The 19,271-nt window shown below is 40.6% G+C and carries 14 protein-coding genes and 1 other RNA gene; 7 read left to right on the top strand and 8 right to left on the bottom strand.

All coding sequences use genetic code 11. The annotated features are described in order from the left end of the window. The first annotated feature begins 78 nt into the window (after positions 1-78). Both IEY67_RS20270 and IEY67_RS20265 read left to right on the top strand, forming a co-directional pair. On the top strand, positions 79-1,380 hold the full coding sequence (locus tag IEY67_RS20270) for an O-antigen ligase family protein (RefSeq protein ID WP_229801148.1): 1,302 nt from the start codon (positions 79-81) through the stop codon (positions 1,378-1,380). Further along, positions 1,352-2,818: a transglutaminase domain-containing protein gene (locus IEY67_RS20265; RefSeq protein ID WP_183672196.1), complete on the top strand. Its 1,467-nt coding sequence runs from the start codon at positions 1,352-1,354 to the stop codon at positions 2,816-2,818. Before IEY67_RS20270 ends, IEY67_RS20265 begins: the two co-directional genes overlap by 29 nt. Before the next feature lie 485 nt (positions 2,819-3,303). Here IEY67_RS20265 and IEY67_RS20260 read toward each other — a convergent pair whose 3' ends face one another. The 5 genes from IEY67_RS20260 to IEY67_RS20240 all read right to left on the bottom strand — a co-directional run bounded on the left by IEY67_RS20260 (position 3,304) and on the right by IEY67_RS20240 (position 10,829). Beyond that, entirely contained in the window at positions 3,304-3,705 is a 402-nt protein-coding gene (locus tag IEY67_RS20260; protein ID WP_183672195.1) for an HU family DNA-binding protein, read from the bottom strand. A gap of 445 nt (positions 3,706-4,150) precedes the next feature. Then, positions 4,151-4,921 carry an acyl-ACP--UDP-N-acetylglucosamine O-acyltransferase gene (gene lpxA, locus IEY67_RS20255; protein ID WP_183672194.1) on the bottom strand — a complete coding sequence of 257 codons (771 nt, stop codon included), beginning with the start codon at positions 4,919-4,921 and terminating at the stop codon, positions 4,151-4,153. 23 nt (positions 4,922-4,944) lie between these two features. Further along, on the bottom strand, positions 4,945-6,330 hold the full coding sequence (locus IEY67_RS20250) for a TolC family protein (protein WP_183672193.1): 1,386 nt from the start codon (positions 6,328-6,330) through the stop codon (positions 4,945-4,947). An 11-nt stretch (positions 6,331-6,341) separates the two neighbouring features. Continuing rightward, entirely contained in the window at positions 6,342-9,557 is a 3,216-nt protein-coding gene (locus IEY67_RS20245; protein ID WP_122375468.1) for an efflux RND transporter permease subunit, read from the bottom strand. A gap of 60 nt (positions 9,558-9,617) precedes the next feature. Continuing rightward, positions 9,618-10,829, bottom strand: a complete 1,212-nt coding sequence (locus IEY67_RS20240; RefSeq protein WP_183672192.1) for an efflux RND transporter periplasmic adaptor subunit — start codon at positions 10,827-10,829, stop codon at positions 9,618-9,620. Between the two features lie 324 nt (positions 10,830-11,153). On the opposite strand from IEY67_RS20240, the gene IEY67_RS20235 reads away from it, so the two are divergent. The 5 genes from IEY67_RS20235 (at position 11,154) to IEY67_RS20215 (ending at position 16,121) form a co-directional block, all read left to right on the top strand. Beyond that, a complete protein-coding gene (locus tag IEY67_RS20235; RefSeq protein ID WP_122352173.1) occupies positions 11,154-11,786 on the top strand; it encodes a DUF7847 domain-containing protein in 633 nt (210 codons plus the stop codon). A 69-nt stretch (positions 11,787-11,855) separates the two neighbouring features. Continuing rightward, positions 11,856-12,917 carry a LacI family DNA-binding transcriptional regulator gene (locus IEY67_RS20230; RefSeq protein ID WP_122352172.1) on the top strand — a complete coding sequence of 354 codons (1,062 nt, stop codon included), beginning with the start codon at positions 11,856-11,858 and terminating at the stop codon, positions 12,915-12,917. A gap of 132 nt (positions 12,918-13,049) precedes the next feature. Continuing rightward, positions 13,050-13,862 carry an SDR family oxidoreductase gene (locus IEY67_RS20225; RefSeq protein WP_183672191.1) on the top strand — a complete coding sequence of 271 codons (813 nt, stop codon included), beginning with the start codon at positions 13,050-13,052 and terminating at the stop codon, positions 13,860-13,862. Between the two features lie 23 nt (positions 13,863-13,885). Next, positions 13,886-15,061: a mannonate dehydratase gene (gene uxuA / locus IEY67_RS20220; RefSeq protein WP_122352170.1), complete on the top strand. Its 1,176-nt coding sequence runs from the start codon at positions 13,886-13,888 to the stop codon at positions 15,059-15,061. Between the two features lie 208 nt (positions 15,062-15,269). Beyond that, positions 15,270-16,121, top strand: coding sequence for a M23 family metallopeptidase (locus IEY67_RS20215; RefSeq protein WP_229801154.1), 852 nt, complete (start codon positions 15,270-15,272; stop codon positions 16,119-16,121). Positions 16,122-16,176: 55 nt separating this feature from the next. On the opposite strand, the gene ssrA is transcribed toward IEY67_RS20215, so the two are convergent. The 3 genes from ssrA to IEY67_RS20200 all read right to left on the bottom strand — a co-directional run bounded on the left by ssrA (position 16,177) and on the right by IEY67_RS20200 (position 19,112). After that, positions 16,177-16,577, bottom strand: a transfer-messenger RNA (tmRNA) gene (gene ssrA, locus IEY67_RS20210). A 60-nt stretch (positions 16,578-16,637) separates the two neighbouring features. Continuing rightward, positions 16,638-17,519 (bottom strand): alpha/beta hydrolase, encoded by an 882-nt coding sequence (locus IEY67_RS20205; RefSeq protein WP_122375463.1) that lies wholly within the window; start codon positions 17,517-17,519, stop codon positions 16,638-16,640. Positions 17,520-17,552: 33 nt separating this feature from the next. Beyond that, the gene (locus IEY67_RS20200; protein ID WP_183672190.1) at positions 17,553-19,112 is read right to left on the bottom strand and encodes an arylsulfatase; all 1,560 of its coding nucleotides are present in this window, start codon (positions 19,110-19,112) and stop codon (positions 17,553-17,555) included. Positions 19,113-19,271 lie beyond the last annotated feature (159 nt).

The raw sequence follows: 19,271 nt of genomic DNA, 5'->3' as shown, positions 1-19,271 counted from the left end.
CGACTAATCATATCGATAAGCACCATTCATGCTGTCATGTCAATTGTCAATAATTATACAATGCCTTTAATCGGTATAATGGGAAACTCAGGTATAACAGGTATATATTTAGCTATAACCTATCCTATCGGATTTTATTTACTTCTAAACAGTAATACTATACATAAAATAATATTTGGAATACTATTACTTCCAATCATTCTTACTATATTCCTAACAGATTCAAGAAATGGTATTCTATCAGTATTAACATGCAGTATACTAATTTACTGCAACAATAGTAATTCATTTATAGAATATATCAAAAAAATAAACCTCAAACAATCTATTATTTTTGCTCCAATAATAATCTTACTTAGCATATTCTCATTATATAATCTAATTAACCATAGAAAAGATTCGGTAGATGGCCGAATTCTTATATACAAAATAACTACAAATATGATATTCAACAGACCTATATCTGGTTTTGGTTATAATACATTTTATTCTATATATCCGGAATATCAAATGACCTACTTTAAAAAGAACCCTGACAGTAAATACATAAAATTTGCTGACAACACAAAATATGGATTCAATGAAATACTACAAATAGGAGCAGAATATGGAATAATTGGTATAATATTAACCTTCGTTTTCACAATATACTTATTTACGATTAAAAATGAAAAAAATAAATTCATCGTCTCTCCTGTAAAATATACAATACTATCTATTTTTCTTCTTTCACTATTTAGTTATCCACTCAGAAGGGTTGAAACATTATTAACAATAACAACCTTTACAGGTATATTAGCATCTTTTGATAAGAGATTTTTGCTTTCATTCAACAGAACACATCATAAATTAATAATTATATCATTAGCGATTTGCTACTTTGAAATTATAAACACGACAATTAACAGGAATTATGCTTACACTATTTGGCAAGAATCAAAAAAGACTTCAATACCTGATAAAGAAAAACTTTTAATTTACAATTCGATTGAAGATAAATTAAAATATGACACTCTATTTCTATATGATTACGCGGTTATATTATCTAACTGTAATAAAAATGAGGAAAGTAATATTTATTTCGAAAAAGTATTAAAACATATGAACACTTCGTTCATTTGGATACTAAAAGGAAACAACTATAAAAACACTAATAATTTCAACAATGCTCAAAACTGCTATATACATGCATTTAAAATGGTTCCAAACAGAATATTTCCTTTATATCAGTTAATGCTATTATACAAAGAATACAATAAAAAAAATGAAATGATAAAAACCGCCAAGTTAATCAAAGATTTTAAGATCAAAATACCATCTTACACAACACTAAAAATAAAAGAAGAAGCAAATGAAATCATTTCAATATACAACAAATAAAAAAACACTTATAGTATTATTATCTATAACAATATCAATTTGTACAATTAATACATTAAACAACAATTACAGTATACTATCTTATAGCAGAAACAATAAAGAGCTAAAGAAAGTTTTAAAGCACTATAAAAACGACAACAAAAAATACAATGCTGTACTATTTCTAATCAAGAATATGAAGAATAAATATTCTTACAAATTAATAGTCAAAGATACATTAAACAGAAAGAATAATTTCTGTTTATTTGATACACATATAGATAAGAATAATTATCAATCTATATTAGACTCTTTAAACTTTCATTTAGAGATAGATTCCATAAATGATATGGAACACATTAATGCTCAATATTTAATAGAAAATTGTGACTACGCATTTTATGCATGGGAAAACTTCCCATGGTCTAAGGGATATACAAAAAGTATATTTTATGAATATATCCTTCCATATAGAATAAATAAAGAAAATCTAGTAGACTGGAGATCATTCTTTATAAAACGATATAAACCAATGATTGATAGTATGAAAAATGAGAAAACAATAAAAAACATCTCCCAATTAATCATTAAAGATATAAATAAGCAAATATCTTACTCCTGTGATGCTTTAAATCTTAAACCCTCATTAGATTATAAAGAAATTCTCTATTACCAAAAAGGTAATTGTTCCATTATAGCCGATATTATAGTATTAGCATTACGATCTATGGGTATAGCATCAACTAAGGACTATATCCCATTATGGGGAAGTACAGATAATGGCCATACAGAAGTTGTCTATTTCGATGAATGCTGCAACCCTGTAATGCTACAAACAGGAAATTGGCTAGCCGCCCATCCACCTAAAATATTTAGACAAATATATTCAATAACAGAATCAAGTAATACTGAACAATTCGACAATAACAATTATATAGATGTAACAAACAATTATATACCAACAACAGATATCAGAATTTCAATAAAATCTATACCCGAAGAGGTCTATTTGGCAGTATACAATAATAATAAATGGAAAGAAATCTCTAAAGGAAGTCTATTTGAAAAACAGTTATACCTTTTTCATAATATGGGACGATCTATTATATATTTACCAATCACTAAAACAAATTACAATGGAATAAAAGCAATTGACAGTCCTCTTTCGGTAGACTTTCTCGGTAATATCAGAAAATATAAAATAAACAATGAGAGTAAGGTAGATATTAATCTCACCCAATATCTATCAAAAATTCACATTATAGACAATATTGATAATTATGAATTGGCTTACTGGAACATTAGCCATTGGAGTTCAATTCCTATTTCAGAAAATAAAAATACAGGATTCAATGCACATCAAGTTCCATCAAATACTATATATACAATATTAGATAAAAGAAATTTCAGGTTAAAAGGAAGAATCTTTACATACGATAATAACATCATAATATGGTAATATTCTTTTCTATATTTTCTTATACTCAATCAATTTATATATATTAGAGAGTTTTATAGAGTATCAAAAAGCAAAAACAAATGTCTATGAATAGATATATATTACCTACAACAATATTCTTTATTGGAATATTAATTCTAAGTTTCGCTAAAAACTTATTCTTTGGGTTTGAAGCTCAATTCTTCTATGCAATTGAAAGTACTTCATATTGGTTCTTTTTCATTATCATTTATACACGGTGCAAAAGAAAAAACAAAATACTCTATCTTGAATATATCATCTGGTTGCTTCTTTCTTTTGTATCCAGTACAGCAATTAACTACTTTAGGGATATATATACAGAAAGCAACGAAAGTAATACAATCATATTACGATCATTAGTAATGAATATTTTCCTGTTCTTTGTTACCTTACTATTATTGATATATAAAAAGAACAACGATATTTGAATACCTTACAAAGAAACGAATCTTCTTGCATCCTATTCAATATCCATTTTCCGGATCGCGTTCAAACTTTGCCTTCTTCAGTTTTCTGTTGATCGCTTTGGAAGTACGAAAGTTAAGCCCTTTTACAGTGATCGACTCGGCACGTATCTCGTTCTTCTTTTCTACAAAGCGACTTTCGGCTGAAACAGAGAAAGTCCCGAAATCATTCAGACAAACGTCAAAGCCCTCTTCCAATAGCTCGATTATGGAATCTTCTATCAGCATCCACGAACGGGATAACTCCGCCCGAAGCGGTGCCGAACCATGCGAAATATGGTCGAATAACTTATCTTTATGAATTGTTCCGCGACTGACAACTTGCGGATAATACCCTTTTACTTTCTCCCCTTCCTTATTCAGATTGTCATAAATAGGAGTAAATTTATACCTTATACTCATGGATTTACTTTTTATATCAGATTGTACAGTTATACTTCATTTTCTTAATCATCCTCCTAAAGATAGACTTTTATTTTCAAGCTCTCCATACATATTCATATAAATATGCCATTCAGAAGTTACATAACAAGTATTACTCACATTACAGGAAAGTATCTTCAGACAAACGGGAAACTATTTCCTGGTATATAACAAACTATACATACCTTGTACACCTTATCGCATATAAGTAGTACAGGATATCACATATAAGGTGTACAACATATCAGACATTAGTACTACAGCATATAAATAGTTTGTAATATACCGGGAAATAGTTTATCATATAATAAAAATTAGTTTTTAGTAAGACAACCGATAGTTCATCGGTTAATGGCCCGGGTAAAGACAAAAAAAACGAGGATACCTATGCAGATATCCTCGTCCCCTTTTATATACAAGCTTGTTATCTTCCGATAATCCCCAGTTTGGAATCATTGATAAAATCAATGATATGCTGTATTTCATCACTCATCGGCACCTGGTCCTTGATCATCAGCAAGGCATCAAAAAGGCTGGTGTTACCCTGATAAATGATGCGGTAGGCATGGCTGATATGTTTAATAACCTTATCGCTTACCCCCTGGTGTGACAGGATGAAAGAATTAACGCCATAATAAGTAGTCGGTTCCAGAGCAGCCACAATATAAGGAGGAACGTCTTTACGGAAACGGCAACCGGTCTGTGTCATCGACCAGGTACCGACACGGCTACCCTGGCTTGCCAAGACGTTTCCGCCGAAGATCGAATAATCTTCAAAGAAACAATTACCGGAAACCTTGCTACCGTAACCCAATACGCAATGGTTTCCGATATGTGTATCGTGTGAAATATGCACCCCTTCATGTAGGAAATTACCATTACCGATAAAGGTCTGCCCTTCCGGAGTCGTAGCACGGTTGATCACTACGTTCTCACGAATCACATTATCGTCACCGATAACAACCAGCGTACTGTCGCCTTTATATTTGAAATCCTGAGGTTCTGCCGCAATAACAGCCCCGTTGAATACACGGTTGCCTTTCCCCAGACGTGCACCACTCATGATACTGGCATGAGGCATGATCTCGCAATTATCGCCGATCTCGACATTCTTATCGATGTATGCAAACGGATGAACAGTAACGTTCGCTCCCAGTTTTGCACCGGCATCTACATAAGCTAACGGACTAATCATAATAATCTAAGTTTTAATGGTTATTACTCTCTTCCTCCACCTACAGCACTATACAGGTTGATAACAGCCTGCATACGCTGAACGTTGTCGGATACTTCTGTCAATTGTGCACTCAAAAGGCTCTGCTGGGCCGACAGAATCTCCAGATAAGTGGACTCAGCCGACTGGAACAACGCTTTCGTATATTCTACAGCTTTTTCCAGTTGTGCGATCTGTTCTTTATCCTGAACCAGCATTTTATTGGTTGCATCGTACAGATGCAATGCGTCGCTCACCTCTTTTCCGGCCTGGAGGATAGCCTGCTGATAATTCATCTGAGCGATCTTCTCTTCCGCTTTCGACACTTTCAGGTTAGCCATCAGCTTGCCGTTGTTGAAGATTGGCTGTGCAAGAGATGCCAATGCCTGGAACATGAATTGTCCCGGATTGGAAACTGTAATACCTGAACCATTCGTCCAACCGGCAGTAGCCGTAATATTCAACCCCGGATAGAAAGCAGCACGTGCTTTGTTCGTTGTATAATAAGCGCTTGCAAGCGACATTTCTGCGATCTTCACGTCCGGACGGTTTTCCAGCAATTGCAAAGGTACACCTGCCATCAGTTCTTCCGGAATATATTGATCTTCCAATCTGCCACGTTCGATCTGCTGGGGGGCTTTCGCCAACAGTACCGACAATGAGTTTTCTACTTCACGAACCTGACGTTTCAGGTTGATCAGTGAAGAAGAAACCTGATGGTATACGGCTTTCATCTGTACAACGGCTGCTTCGGTGGTCATACCTGCCTCCTTCATAGCTTCCATCGCGCGTACATTTTCTTTATAGATATCGACCGTTTCTGTTGTAATCTCTACCTGGCGATCGAGCATCAGCAAAGTAAAATAGGTATTGGCGATACCGCTGATAAGCTGTGAACGTACTGCCTGCTGTGAATACTGGCTTTGCAGATAGATCGTTTTCTGGTCGCGGCTTGCATTCAGCAGCTTACCGAACAGATCGACTTCCCAGCTTGCTGCTGCCGGTAAGGTATATGCTTTGGCAAAACTGGAACTTCCGATCGTCGTGGTCGAACCTTGCGGAGCCAGATTCAGAGACGGCAGGAAAGATAAACGGGCGGCTGTCAGCAACGCTTTCGACTCTTCCACACGGAGAATTGCAGCCTGCATATCCACATTGTTTGCCAATCCTTCTTCAATCAAAGACTGCAGTTTCGGATCACGGAAAATATCCGTCCAGGGTATATTTCCCATATTGGTCGTATCGGCAGCCAGGGTGTCCGTTACTGATACCGGATCACGGTAAATACCGGCGGTCTCTATCGTATCAGGACGGTCGTATGCTTTGTAAATGTGGCAACTGCTCAGCAGAGCGGTTGCACACATCATATATATAACTTGATTTTTCTTCATTGTCTTCTCACTTATTTTTTAGCGTACTGTTCTATTTCCGTATTCAGATCACTGTTGTCCAGATCTTCCCATTCGATCGGTTTCAGTCTTTCCTGCAAGTACTGGAAGACCACGAACAGTGCCGGAACGATGAGGAGCTGGAAGACCATACCGACAAACATACCGCCGATAGCAGCAGTACCCAAAGTACGGTTACCGTGTGCACCTACACCAAAAGCGAACATCATAGGCAACAAACCGACTACCATTGCCAGAGAGGTCATCAGGATCGGACGCAGACGAGCGGCAGCACCTAATACCGCAGCCCAGGTAATACTCATACCCATACGGCGACGTTCGAGAGCAAACTCTACGATCAAAATAGCGTTCTTTGCCAACAGACCCATCAACATGATCAATGCGATCTGCATATAAATGTTGTTCGACATCGTTCCCAGAATCATCTTCAATGCCGGAATGCTACCTAAAGCAGCCCAACCTTGTACAAACAGGAAGCTACCCATCAAACCAAACGGTATTGAAAGCATTACCGCCAACGGAAGAATGTAACTTTCATACTGTGCACTCAACAACAGGTAGACGAAAACGAAACAAAGGATAAAGATCAGACCGGTTGTGCTTCCGCTTGTCTCCGCTTCTTCACGGGCCATACCTCCTAATTCATAACCGAAACCAGTAGGAAGTGACGTACTTGCGACTTCTTCGATTGCTTTCAACGCCTGACCGCTGGTAAAACCTTCGGCTGGGGCAACCATCACTTTCAAAGAGGTGTACATATTGAAACGGCTGATAATATCCGGTCCATATACTTTCTCGATCGTAATGAATTGGGAGATCGGAGCCATTTCGTCACCGTTCCTTACCTTAATGTTCTTCAAAGACTCCATATTGGCTCTCATAGAAGGATCAGCCTGCACCATTACACGGTACATCTTACCGAAACGGTTGAAATTGGAGGCATACAAACCACCATAATATCCTTGCAGAGTCAAAAGAATATCGCTCGGACTGATACCAACTTTCTTACAAGCTGCCGCATCGATATCGATCATATACTGCGGGAAGTTCGGATTGAAAGTCGACTGGGCCGATTTGATTTCCGGACGATTCGTCAATGCAGCCATATATTCTTTGGAAACAGAGAAGAATCTATCCAGGCTACCACCTGTCTTATCCTGCATGTTCAACTCGATATCGCTGGATGCCGAATAACCCGGGATCATAGGCGGAGTAAAGAACAAAACCTGTGCATCTTTTATTACTTTCTGGGCACGCATAAACAAACTGGCATAAACCACATCCGAACTTTGTGTCATCGAACGTTCTTCCCAGTCCTTCAATTTGATGATGAAAGAACCGTAAGACGGTCCCTGGCCACCGATAAAACTGAAACCGGTAATTGCCGTACGCGATTTAATTGCAGGATCGGAAGCGATCAGGCTATCGACACGTTGCATGATTTCCTGCGTACGTTCCTGAGAAGTACCCGGAGGCAATGTCACAGCTCCCATGATCGTACCCGTATCTTCATTCGGTACCATACCGGTCGGCGTTACCTGCATGAAGAAAATCAGCAATGCAATAGAAGCAGCTACCGTACCAAATGCCAGCCATTTCTTCTGGATGAAAAACAAGACACGCTTCTTATAACCTTTCAGCAACGAATCGTATGCCACATTGAAAGAGGTATGGAAACGGGATATAAAAGTAGATTTCTTTTCGCCATGTTCATCGTGAGGTTTCAGGAAGATAGAACATAGTGCCGGACTCAGCGTCAATGCATTCAAAGCTGACAAACCGATTGCAATAGCCATCGTCACACCGAACTGACGGTAGAATATACCGGCCGTACCTCCCATGAAACTAACAGGGATAAACACGGACATCATCACCAGTGTAATTGAAACGATAGCACCGCCAAGTTCACTCATCGCATCGATAGATGCCTGCTTCGCCGATTTATAACCCTGGTCCAACTTGGCATGGACCCCCTCGACGACGATAATCGCATCATCGACCACAATCGCAATGGCAAGCACCATCGCACAAAGTGTCAGCAAGTTTACACTAAACCCGATCAACGACAACAGGAAGAAGGTACCGATCAGGGCCACCGGAATAGCAATAGCCGGAATCAAGGTCGAACGCAAATCCTGCAGGAAGATATAAACAACGATAAACACCAGAATAAATGCTTCGAGTAAGGTCTTCAACACTTCATGGATAGAGGCATACAGGAAGTCGTTGGCATTCATGGAAACTTCCACCTTCATTCCCGGCGGCATCGTCTTTTCCGATTTCACCAACAGTTCCTGAATTTCATTGATAGTCTCCGTAGCATTCGTTCCAGGCATCTGGTAAACAATACAGGTAACAGCGCTATGTCCGTTTACTTTGTTGACAAAGTTATAGGTCAAACGTCCCAGTTCAATGTCGGCAATATCTTTCAGGCGGAGCACCTCGCCATCGGCAAGAGCTTTTACAACAATATTCTCAAACTCATCAGCCGTCTGCAAACGTCCTTTATAACGGATAGTGTACTGGAACGTCTGATTTCCCTGTTCGCCGAAAGAACCCGGAGCTGCTTCCACGTTCTGTTCTGCCAATACGTTGGAAACATCGTTAGGTACAAGTTTGTATTGTGCCATCACATCCGGTTTCAACCAGATACGCATAGAGTAGTCGGTACCCAACACGTTAGCATCACCCACACCAGGAACACGTTGTACTTCCGGGATCAGGTTGATCTTTGCGTAGTTTTCAAGGAACTTCTGATCGTAACGGTCTTCTGCATCGTAAACGGCAAAAACGATCAACATGGAGTTCTGACGTTTCTGGGTCGTCACACCGACCTTTGTTACTTCAGCGGGCAACAGACCCTGAGCCATAGATACACGGTTCTGCACATTGACAGCCGCCATATCGGGGTCTGTTCCTTGTTTAAAATATATGGAAATATCGGCAGAACCATTGTTCGAGGCATTGGATGTCATATACATCATGTTCTCAACCCCGTTTATCTGGTCTTCCAAAGGTGCGATCACACTATTCAATACAGTCTGCGCATTGGCACCTGTATAAGTGGCCCGTACCGAAACGGTAGGGGGGGCAATGTCCGGATATTGGGTAACAGGCAGTGTGAGCAAACCTAATATACCCAGGATGACAATCAAGATGGAGATCACCGTTGAAAGCACCGGACGGTTAATAAATCTATCTAATTTCATATTTTACTTTTTTATATACGGAAGAATCGGACGGGAACCCGGTTCTTTCTATACCTTTAATTAATTAAAAGCTGTTTTTAAATTTCCTTCGCTCTGGTCTTTCATCGCCTGCTGAAATTTTTCAGCCTGTTCGCTTTTAGTGATTGGCTTAATTTCCTGACCGTCATGCAAACTTTGGACACCTTCGACAACGATCTTGTCGCCAGCCTTCAATCCTCCGGTCACCAGGTAAACCTGTCCGTCGCTCAAAGGAGATACCTGAATTTCCGTATTCTTGATCGTATTATCCGATTGTAGCACATATACAAATTTCTTGTCCTGGATTTCAACCGTAGCAGACTGCGGGATCATAATGATGTCATTCATTGTATAAGGGAATACAACATTTCCCGTACCACCGCTTCGCAGGATATTCTTGTCATTGGGGAATACGGCACGCATACTTACCGAACCGGTAGACTGGTCGATCACACCGCTGACAGCATCGATCTTTCCTTTTTCATCCAGCATAGTACCATCTGCCAATTGTAACTGAACGGCCGGCATCTTATCCAATTGTTCCTTCAAAGTACCGCCAGCCTTCGTCAGCTGCAACAATTCTTTTTCCGTCATGGAGAAATAAACATATACCTCTCCGATCTCCGAAACTGTCGTCATCGGACTGGAGATAGACGGACTGACCAAACTTCCGATACGATACGGGAAAGTTCCGACAACACCGTTGGATGGGCTGGTTACCGTACAAAAATCCAGATTTTGTTTTGCGCTCACCTTAGATGCTTCCGATTGTGCCAAAGTGGCTCTGGCCGAAGCAAGCTGGTTGACAGCGGTCTGATACTCAAAAGAGCTGATAATGGACTTATTATACAACTCTTTCTTATTCTTCTCGGTCAACTCCAACGTACTGACATTTGCCTGTGCCATCTCTACCGCAGCTTTCGCCTGATTGTAGGCGGCTTTATACTGTGTCGGATCGATTTCAAACAAGGCCTGTCCTTTACGCACAGTTGCCCCTTCATCAACACATAACTTAACAATAAACCCTGATACCTGTGGACGAACTTCGATATCCTGCGTACCTCTGATGGTCGCGGGGTAAGAGGTTGACTGGTCGGAAGAAGAAGAATTAACGGTCATTACAGCATATTCACTGTCGCCTAACTTCATACCCCCCTGGCTGTTTCCACAGGCGGTTAATAAAAACACTCCCACTGCAAATAACGCAATTTGCCTTAATTGGGTAATAGTAGTTCTCAACATTTGTTTATTCATAATTATAATTTAATATATTTCTGCCTATTAATAGTTTCATACTTTTTATTTGAAGGCTTGTATTATCAGGCTCGACAACAGGGGACTCATATCCTAAAAAACGTACAAATGTAAAATCTTTTTATTGTACTTTTCCCGTTTATACATTCTTTTATACTAAAAAATAGCTTTATTTATATGTAGAGATCAAACAGATAGCCAATATTTTGACGGATCGAAAGTAAATTAGTCCAAATTTGCATATATTCTTAAAACGAGGTTTGCTTATTCAATAATTTAGTTTAAATTTACAGCTATCTATAAACTTAATTAATCAATAAGCTGATGGGACCAAAGTTTTCAATTTCGGAAGTATGTAGCACTTCATGGCAACGGACCAAAGCTCAGATATGGGTTTTGTCCGGATTATTGATCGGTATGACCATAATTTCTTTCACTCTAAGTGCATTTGCTATGCCTATGCAGAAATCCATAGTGGGTACAATCGTTATCAATCTGATTAGTTGTATTATCTCATGTATCTTTGCTCTGGGATACATGAAAAACATATTCCAGACTCTGGATGGAGAAGAGCCGCAGTTTTCGGCCTACGGCCAGCAAGCCCGTAAAATCATCACTTATTTCGTGGCTAATATTTTTATGGGGATCATCGTCCTGTTCGGTATCTGCCTGTTCGTTATCCCGGGTATATACCTGGCCATACGGTTACAGTTCTTTACAGCTTTCATTGTTGAAGAAGATGCCGGGATCATCGAATCGTTGAAACGCAGCTGGGAAATAACCCGCGGACAAGAAATGCCGTTGTTTTTACTTATGCTGGCAATGATCGGTATTTTTATACTGGGACTTATCGTGCTGGGGATAGGAATTTTTGTAGCAATGCCTCTTATCTATGTAATGTATGGCTATGTTTTCCGTAAACTTAATGCACCTTTGCAAATTATTGAAGAATTATAAATTGAATAACACTAAACAGCCCGTAGATTTCTAAAGTCTACGGGTTACTTATGATAACAAAATTGCCCTATGGGGAAGACTTACAGAATTAAAGACATTGCAGAATTATCCGGTGTATCCACCGGAACTGTCGACCGCATATTACATAACCGCGGAAAAGTATCGGAAGAAGCACAGAAGAAGGTTGAAAAAGTTTTAAAAGAGATAGACTATCATCCGAATCTGATAGCCCGTTCGCTGGCACTTAAAAAGAAGTATAAGTTCATAACACTGATACCTTCTTTTGCACAAGGCGAATACTGGGCCAAACTGTCCGAAGGGATCAACAAAGCAGAGCAGGAACTATTCAGTTACAATATCGAGGTCGACCGAATGTTCTTCAACCAGTATGATAAAAGCAGTTTCGACAATCTGATACCGAAAATCGAAGAGGCCGATTGTCAGGGAGTGATCATAGCCACTCTTTTCAAAGAGAGTGTCATCCAGCTCACTCAGCAACTCGATAAGCTGGAGATACCCTACGTACTGATCGATGCCTTTATCGAAAACACAAACTGCATCGCTTATTACGGAACCAATTCCTATGATTCCGGATACATTGCCGGACGACTGCTTTTCGAACAGATACAACCGGAAGATAACATTGCCATTTTCCGCTTTATCCGTAAAGGAGACATGCATTCGACACAGGTGATGAAACGCGAAGAAGGTTTCCGTGACTATCTGTACGGTCATGATTTCCTGGGGAAAATATATCCGGTACATATCCATGCCGACGAATCGGAGGAAAATAAAGAGATACTCGACTCTTTCTTCGCAACACACGAAGAGATCAAGGCCGGTATTATCTTTAATTCCAGGGCACATGTACTGGGAGACTATTTCCGGAACCAGGATATCGACAGACATTTTAAACTGATCGGTTACGATGTGATCGACTCGAACCTGAATCATCTGAACGACGGATATATCACTCACCTGATCGCACAGCGTCCGGAAGTACAAGGATTCAATTGCGTCCGTGCATTGTTCCGCCATCTGGTGTTGAAGGAAAAAGTCGAACAAATCAACTACATGCCCATTGATATACTTATTAAAGAGAACATTAAGTATTACAACAACTATATTTAAAGGCATAAATTAATTATTTTTCTTCGATATTTTTTTTGTTTGACAAATAAATACTATACATTTGCATTCAATGTGTGCTCGCGCACATATTGGCGATAAAATGAAAATATCACAATAAAAATCATATATAAAATGGCTAATTTATTTTGTATTAAAGACAGAGTTGTCATTATTACCGGTGGAGCCGGTATCTTGGGTAGCGGAATCGCAGGCCATCTGGCTGAAGAAGGTGCTAAAGTCGTAATCCTTGACCGTGCCGTAGAAGCCGGTGAAAAGATCGTTGCCGATATTAAAGCAAAAGGTGGTGAAGCCTGTTTCTTCCTGACTGATGTTTTGAACAAAGAAACACTTGAACAGAATAAAAAAGATATCCTTGTCAAATATGGCCGGATCGACGCATTGCTGAATGCAGCAGGTGGTAATATGGCAGGTGCGACCATCGGTCCGGACAGCAATATATTCGACCTGCAGATCGATGCTTTTAAGAAAGTGGTAGACCTGAACCTGTTTGGAACCGTACTTCCGACAATGGTATTCGCCGAAGTAATGGCACAACAAAAAGAAGGTGCCATCGTGAACTTCTCTTCCGAATCGGCTCTCCGCCCGCTGACACGTGTTGTCGGATATGGTGCTGCCAAAGCTGCTATCTCTAACCTGACCAAATACATGGCTGGTGAATTGGCTATTAAATTCGGTGAAGGTTTGCGTGTAAATGCGATCGCTCCGGGATTTTTCCTGACGGAACAAAACAGAACACTGATGACCAACCCGGACGGTTCTTATACGGAACGTGCTAAATCAGTTATCGCCCATACACCGTTCAGACGTCTGGGTACACCGGATGAATTGTTCGGTACGATCCAGTATTTAATCAGTGACGCATCTAAATTCGTAACCGGAACAATTGCTATTGTGGATGGCGGTTTCGATGCATTCTCTATCTAATAATTCATAAACACGATACACTTATGTATTTATGCGAACAAACGTGGCGTTGGTACGGGCCGAATGATCCCGTCAGCCTCTGGGATATCAAACAGGCCGGAGCTACCGGTATCGTAAATGCCCTGCATCACATCCCCAACGGGGAAGTATGGACAGTGGAAGAGATCATGAAACGGAAAGAAATGATCGAAGAAGTCGGTCTAAGATGGTCTGTTGTAGAGAGTGTCCCTGTACATGAACATATTAAAACACAAACCGGAGATTTTCAAAAATATATCGATAATTACAAAGAAAGCCTACGTAACCTGGGTAAATGTGGAATCAATGTTGTTACATACAACTTTATGCCTGTACTCGACTGGACACGTACCGACCTGGCTTATACAATGCCGGACGGATCCAAAGCACTTCGTTTCGAACGTGCCGCTTTCATAGCATTCGACCTTTTCATCCTGAAACGTCCGGGAGCTGAAAACGACTATTCGGCAGAAGAAAAAGCGAAAGCAAAAGCCCGCTTCGATATAATGACGGAAGACGATCGCCTGTTGCTTACCCGCAATATGATTGCCGGTCTGCCCGGATCTGAAGAAAGTTTCACTGTCGAACAATTCCAGGAAGCATTAGACCGCTATAAAGATATCGATGCAGAAAAACTGCGTGCCAACCTTATCTATTTCCTGAAAGAAATCGCTCCGGTAGCCGACGAAGCCGGTGTCAAACTGGTTATCCATCCGGATGATCCTCCCTACTCTATTCTCGGTTTACCGCGTATCCTGAGTACGGAAGATGATTTCAAAAAACTGATAGAAGCAGTACCTAACAAAAGCAATGGCTTGTGCCTATGTACCGGTTCATTCGGTGTCCGCAGCGACAACGATCTGGCTGGTATCATGGAACGCTATGGCGACCGTATCGATTTCGTCCACTTCCGCAGTACACAACGTGATGCTGAAGGAAACTTCTACGAAGCAAATCACCTGGAAGGCGATGTAGATATGTATGGCGTAATGAAAGCGCTGCTTGAATTGCAACAAAAACGCGGTTGTTCGATCGCTATGCGTCCGGATCATGGCCACCAGATGATCGACGACCTGAAAAAGAAAACAAATCCCGGTTATTCCTGCATCGGCCGTCTGCGAGGTTTAGCTGAACTTCGCGGCTTGGAGATGGGTATAGCTAAATCTCTTTTTAAGAAATAACAGAGATAAATATTTCATTTCTTATTGATTTATATAGAAAAAGGTGTCCAATTCCGATTGGCGCCTTTTTCTGTTTTATCACTTGTCAATTCCACTACCCCGACCATTGAAAAGCATAAATAAATGAAAAAGAACTATAAAGTATTCCTGATTAGAACTTTAGACTGGATTGTTTTTTCTATTTTTGTCCAGCTAAAAAATTATTTTCATAATGCCTAAGATCTATAGTTACATATTATCATTTATTACACTCATAACACTAAGCACCTGTTCATCGGTACTATCAGTGCAATCACCACTACCAGTAACTGCTCAGGAAGTTGCAATCGCTCCTCCGGCAAGCGAAGTTCCACTTCCCAAAGTCGATTATATATTTCTTCCTCCTGCACCGGAATTAGGAAAAACAGAATATGCACGCAAAGATATTACAGAAGATTTCTCTCTCCGCGAAAAAGCAGATATAGCAGTCCCCGATCCCAAGTTACTTGCCAATGATAACTCACTGGTTATTGATCTGGCTCTTATCACTGAAGAAGATTATGCTTTCCCTTTACCCGGAGCAAAAGTCATATCTCCTTACGCCGGACGCAGAAGACATCATTCGGGTGTTGATCTGAAAACATGCGCTAACGATACGATAGTTGCAGCATTTGACGGCATTGTCCGTATGGCAAAACCTTATGCTGCTTATGGTAATGTAGTTGTCATCCGTCATTATAACGGATTGGAAACTGTTTACAGCCACAATTCCAAGAATCTTGTAAAAGTAGGTGAACGTGTAAAAGCAGGTGATCCGGTGGGATTAACAGGCCGGACCGGAAGAGCGACTACAGAACATCTACATTTTGAAGTACGTATCAACGGACAACATTTCGATCCCAATAAAGTTTTCGATCTGGAAAAACGTAAATTACATACCACTTGCCTGGTTGCAACCAAGACCGGAAGAAACATCGCTGTTAAAGCGGTCGATATATTACCGCACCAGCGTGCCGGTGAATACCAATATTCTTATGTAGGCATTCCGGTTTCTGATAAAAACAAGAAAATAAACTTATAATTCAGTCAATCAAGAAACAAAAAAAGGCTAATAATCAATGATTATTAGCCTTTTTTTGTGGAGCTGGAGAGATTCGAACTCTCGTCCAAACGAGGAACTAATCTGCTTTCTACATGTTTATCTTCGCCTTCGATTGTCGGGATCAAGCAAGACCGAAGCCACCCACTTAATCCTTATCCTCTAAATTTTCGTCCGAAACCCGAGGCTCATTTCAGACTATCTCCGATATTGCTGCACCACCTGATCGGAACGCTTCGGAGCAACAGCATCCGGGTGATGTCACGTCCCCACAACTTTTGCAGGGATTAAGCTTGAATCTACTATACTTCGATTAAGCAGCGAGAGCGTAATTGTTTTCGCCAGTTAATTGTTCGTTGTCTGAGATTTAAGTGCAAGCCAACCACGCACTACATGCTTACAAACCACTTCTGCCCGCTGTCTAAACCGGTCAGCCCCATGATTTGTGAGTACAAAGATACGAAGAATCTCCATATCTCTGTACTCTATTTAGTTTTTTTATTCTATTACCCCTATTTCACGGAACCAGTCTTCAGCCCTGTCAGGCCATTCATTGACAGCCGCCCCCGTGTCCCTCAAACCGTAACCATGTCCGCCTTTGCTATACAAGTGCATCCAGACAGGAACACCTGCCTCTTTCAAGGCATAATAATAGAAAAGGCTACTGTTAATATAAGATTTATCATCTTCCGTCTGAATCAACATAGTCGGTGGTGTAGCCGATGTCACTTTAATCTCCGGTGCTAACCCGAAGTTTTCACCGTCCAGATAAGCCGGATAGACCAACAGACAGAAGTCCGGACGACAGCTAACCTTATCTGCTGCATCGACTGCCGGATAGGTCCGCTTATCAAAGCTATTGCTAACCATAGCAGAAAGATGCCCCCCTGCTGAAAATCCCATTACACCGATACGTTGCGGATCGACATTCATCTCTTCTGCATGCGCTCTGACATAACCGATTGCACGCTGCAGATCCTGCAATGGTGCTTCATGTTTCTCACGGCCTTCCCGGCGAGGAACACGATATTTGACCAGTACAGCTGTTATCCCCAGATTATTCAACCATTCACAAACTTCATCTCCTTCCAGGTCGTAAGCCAGAATATTGTAGCCGCCACCAGGGCACACAACCATTGCCGCGCCCGTTGCCACTTCATCGGGAGCCGGATAAACCGTAATCGTCGGTTCACTCACATTGGTAACCCGCAAGACTGTTTCACCACCGGTTTTACCTCCGTCGGTATCAGCCTTTTCTATCAGCTTGGTTGTCTCACCCGGTGCCCCCTTCGGGAACAACAGGATCGGGTTATCTTGTGCCATAGCTGAACCTATTAAACAACTTGCCCCAACAAGCAGGAGCATACATTTTCTGATCATACACTACACTGTTTAAAGAATTTATAAGAACCATTATTTTTGAGGGAAATTCGGACTATACAGCATTGTCTTTTCCAATGTCATCAATTTACCATCTTTCACAAAAGCTTCTCCTCGTTCGGAAAGATGTTTAACCATCTCTTCACGGAGTTCTTTCAGTTGTTTACCATACTTGGGTTTTGAAGAACAATCAACCAGTTCACCCGGATCTTTTGCCAGGTCGAACAACTGTTCTTTTCCATTATGGAGATTCCATACATATTTCAGTTTACCATCCGTCAAAGCACACCAATAATTATCTGCACTGTAACAGGTGGCATGTTCCATGTCGATATATTTACGCCATTCATTTCCACGCCCCTGTACCAGCTTCAGCAACGAGCTTCCGTCCATATCGGGAGGAACTGCACCGCCTGCCAGATCAATAAAGGTAGGCAGGAAATCACGAAGTTCAACGGGTTGCTCGATCTTCGTTCCAGCCGGAACAATTTTATCAACATACGATGGCCATTTTACAATATACGGAATATGAGCCGAACCTTCATACGGATAAGTTTTTCTCCAATGATAATGATCCCCCAGCATGTCTCCATGATCAGCTGTAAAGCAAATTACAGCATCATCATACATACCTTTCTCTTTCAATGCAGCGATAATCTGTCCTATCTGATCGTCGATGAAAGTAATATTTGCATAATAATGCCTTCTTGAATTAACGGCATATTCGTCTCCAAAATTACCAAAAGGAGCATCGGATGCAACCTTCTCCGGATCGAGACGTTCTGCATACCGGCCACACCAGTCACCTATAAACGGTTTGGGTATTTCTGTATTCTTATACATATCCAAATAACGCTTCGGTGGGTCATAAGGACTATGAGGGCGAGCAAAAGATACTTTCAGGAATAAAGGCTTATCATTATCATAATTACGGATAAGTTCACAGGCTGTCTGTCCGGTCCAGGTAGTCGGATGCAAATGTTCTTCCAGTTTATAAATACCGGCGCCGTGATCATTCCAACCAATGCCTGTCAAGTCCGGATTCTTCCCCGGAGCATTCAACTGGAACCATTCGCGATAATCGCTGATAAAGTCTTTTGATTCAACTCTACCGCTTTCGTCGATTAAAGTGGCATGGAAACCATGAAGAGCCTTCTGTGGGAACCAATGCATCTTTCCAACGCCAAATGTAAAATAACCCAGATTACGCAACATCTGAGGCATTTCATATTTATACTGTTCCGCCATTCTGCCATAGCCTAACATACCATGATGCCAGGGAGACAAACCAGTCAACAGACCGGCACGTCCGGGCGTACTACTGGGAGCTGATGAATAACCGTTTACAAACAAAGTTCCTTCTGCTGCCAATTTATCCAGATTAGGAGAAATCACAGCTTTATTCCCCATACACCCCAATGCATCTCCACGATGCTGGTCGGTCATAATAAAAATGACATGGGGTTTCTTTTTCATTTCCTTTTGTTCTTTGTTTTGTTCATTTAAGGAAGAAGCAGCAGATTGAGCGGAATGATTAAATCCGACTCCTGCACCTGCTAATAGTGACGATTTAAGAAAGGCTCTTCTTTTCATTATATGTTTTTCTATGAATACTGATTCAGATAGCGAAGATAAATATCTTATTTGATTCGTGCAATCAGAAGAAGGTTAATATTATCGGGAAGAATAAAACAAAAAAGGAGTCCACTCTTTCGAATGAACTCCTTCTACCTTTCAGCTCTCGCTTACTAA

This window comes from Parabacteroides faecis (assembly GCF_014647375.1).
Classification (GTDB): domain Bacteria; phylum Bacteroidota; class Bacteroidia; order Bacteroidales; family Tannerellaceae; genus Parabacteroides; species Parabacteroides faecis.
The sequence above is the reverse complement of the archived record's forward strand: the minus strand, read 5'-3'. Positions and strand labels throughout refer to the sequence as shown.

Bases quoted from the DNA above. Each gene is read 5' to 3' on its own strand.
- IEY67_RS20225 (WP_183672191.1), top strand. From the start codon at position 13,050: ATGGCTAATTTATTTTGTATTAAAGACAGAGTTGTCATTATTACCGGT.
- uxuA (WP_122352170.1), top strand. From the start codon at position 13,886: ATGTATTTATGCGAACAAACGTGGCGTTGGTACGGGCCGAATGATCCC.
- IEY67_RS20235 (WP_122352173.1), top strand. From the start codon at position 11,154: ATGGGACCAAAGTTTTCAATTTCGGAAGTATGTAGCACTTCATGGCAA.
- IEY67_RS20250 (WP_183672193.1), bottom strand. From the start codon at position 6,330: ATGAAGAAAAATCAAGTTATATATATGATGTGTGCAACCGCTCTGCTG.
- IEY67_RS20270 (WP_229801148.1), top strand. From the start codon at position 79: ATGGGAAACTCAGGTATAACAGGTATATATTTAGCTATAACCTATCCT.
- IEY67_RS20245 (WP_122375468.1), bottom strand. From the start codon at position 9,557: ATGAAATTAGATAGATTTATTAACCGTCCGGTGCTTTCAACGGTGATC.
- IEY67_RS20230 (WP_122352172.1), top strand. From the start codon at position 11,856: ATGGGGAAGACTTACAGAATTAAAGACATTGCAGAATTATCCGGTGTA.
- lpxA (WP_183672194.1), bottom strand. From the start codon at position 4,921: ATGATTAGTCCGTTAGCTTATGTAGATGCCGGTGCAAAACTGGGAGCG.
- IEY67_RS20260 (WP_183672195.1), bottom strand. From the start codon at position 3,705: ATGAGTATAAGGTATAAATTTACTCCTATTTATGACAATCTGAATAAG.
- IEY67_RS20265 (WP_183672196.1), top strand. From the start codon at position 1,352: ATGAAATCATTTCAATATACAACAAATAAAAAAACACTTATAGTATTA.
- IEY67_RS20240 (WP_183672192.1), bottom strand. From the start codon at position 10,829: ATGAATAAACAAATGTTGAGAACTACTATTACCCAATTAAGGCAAATT.
- IEY67_RS20200 (WP_183672190.1), bottom strand. From the start codon at position 19,112: ATGAAAAGAAGAGCCTTTCTTAAATCGTCACTATTAGCAGGTGCAGGA.
- IEY67_RS20205 (WP_122375463.1), bottom strand. From the start codon at position 17,519: ATGATCAGAAAATGTATGCTCCTGCTTGTTGGGGCAAGTTGTTTAATA.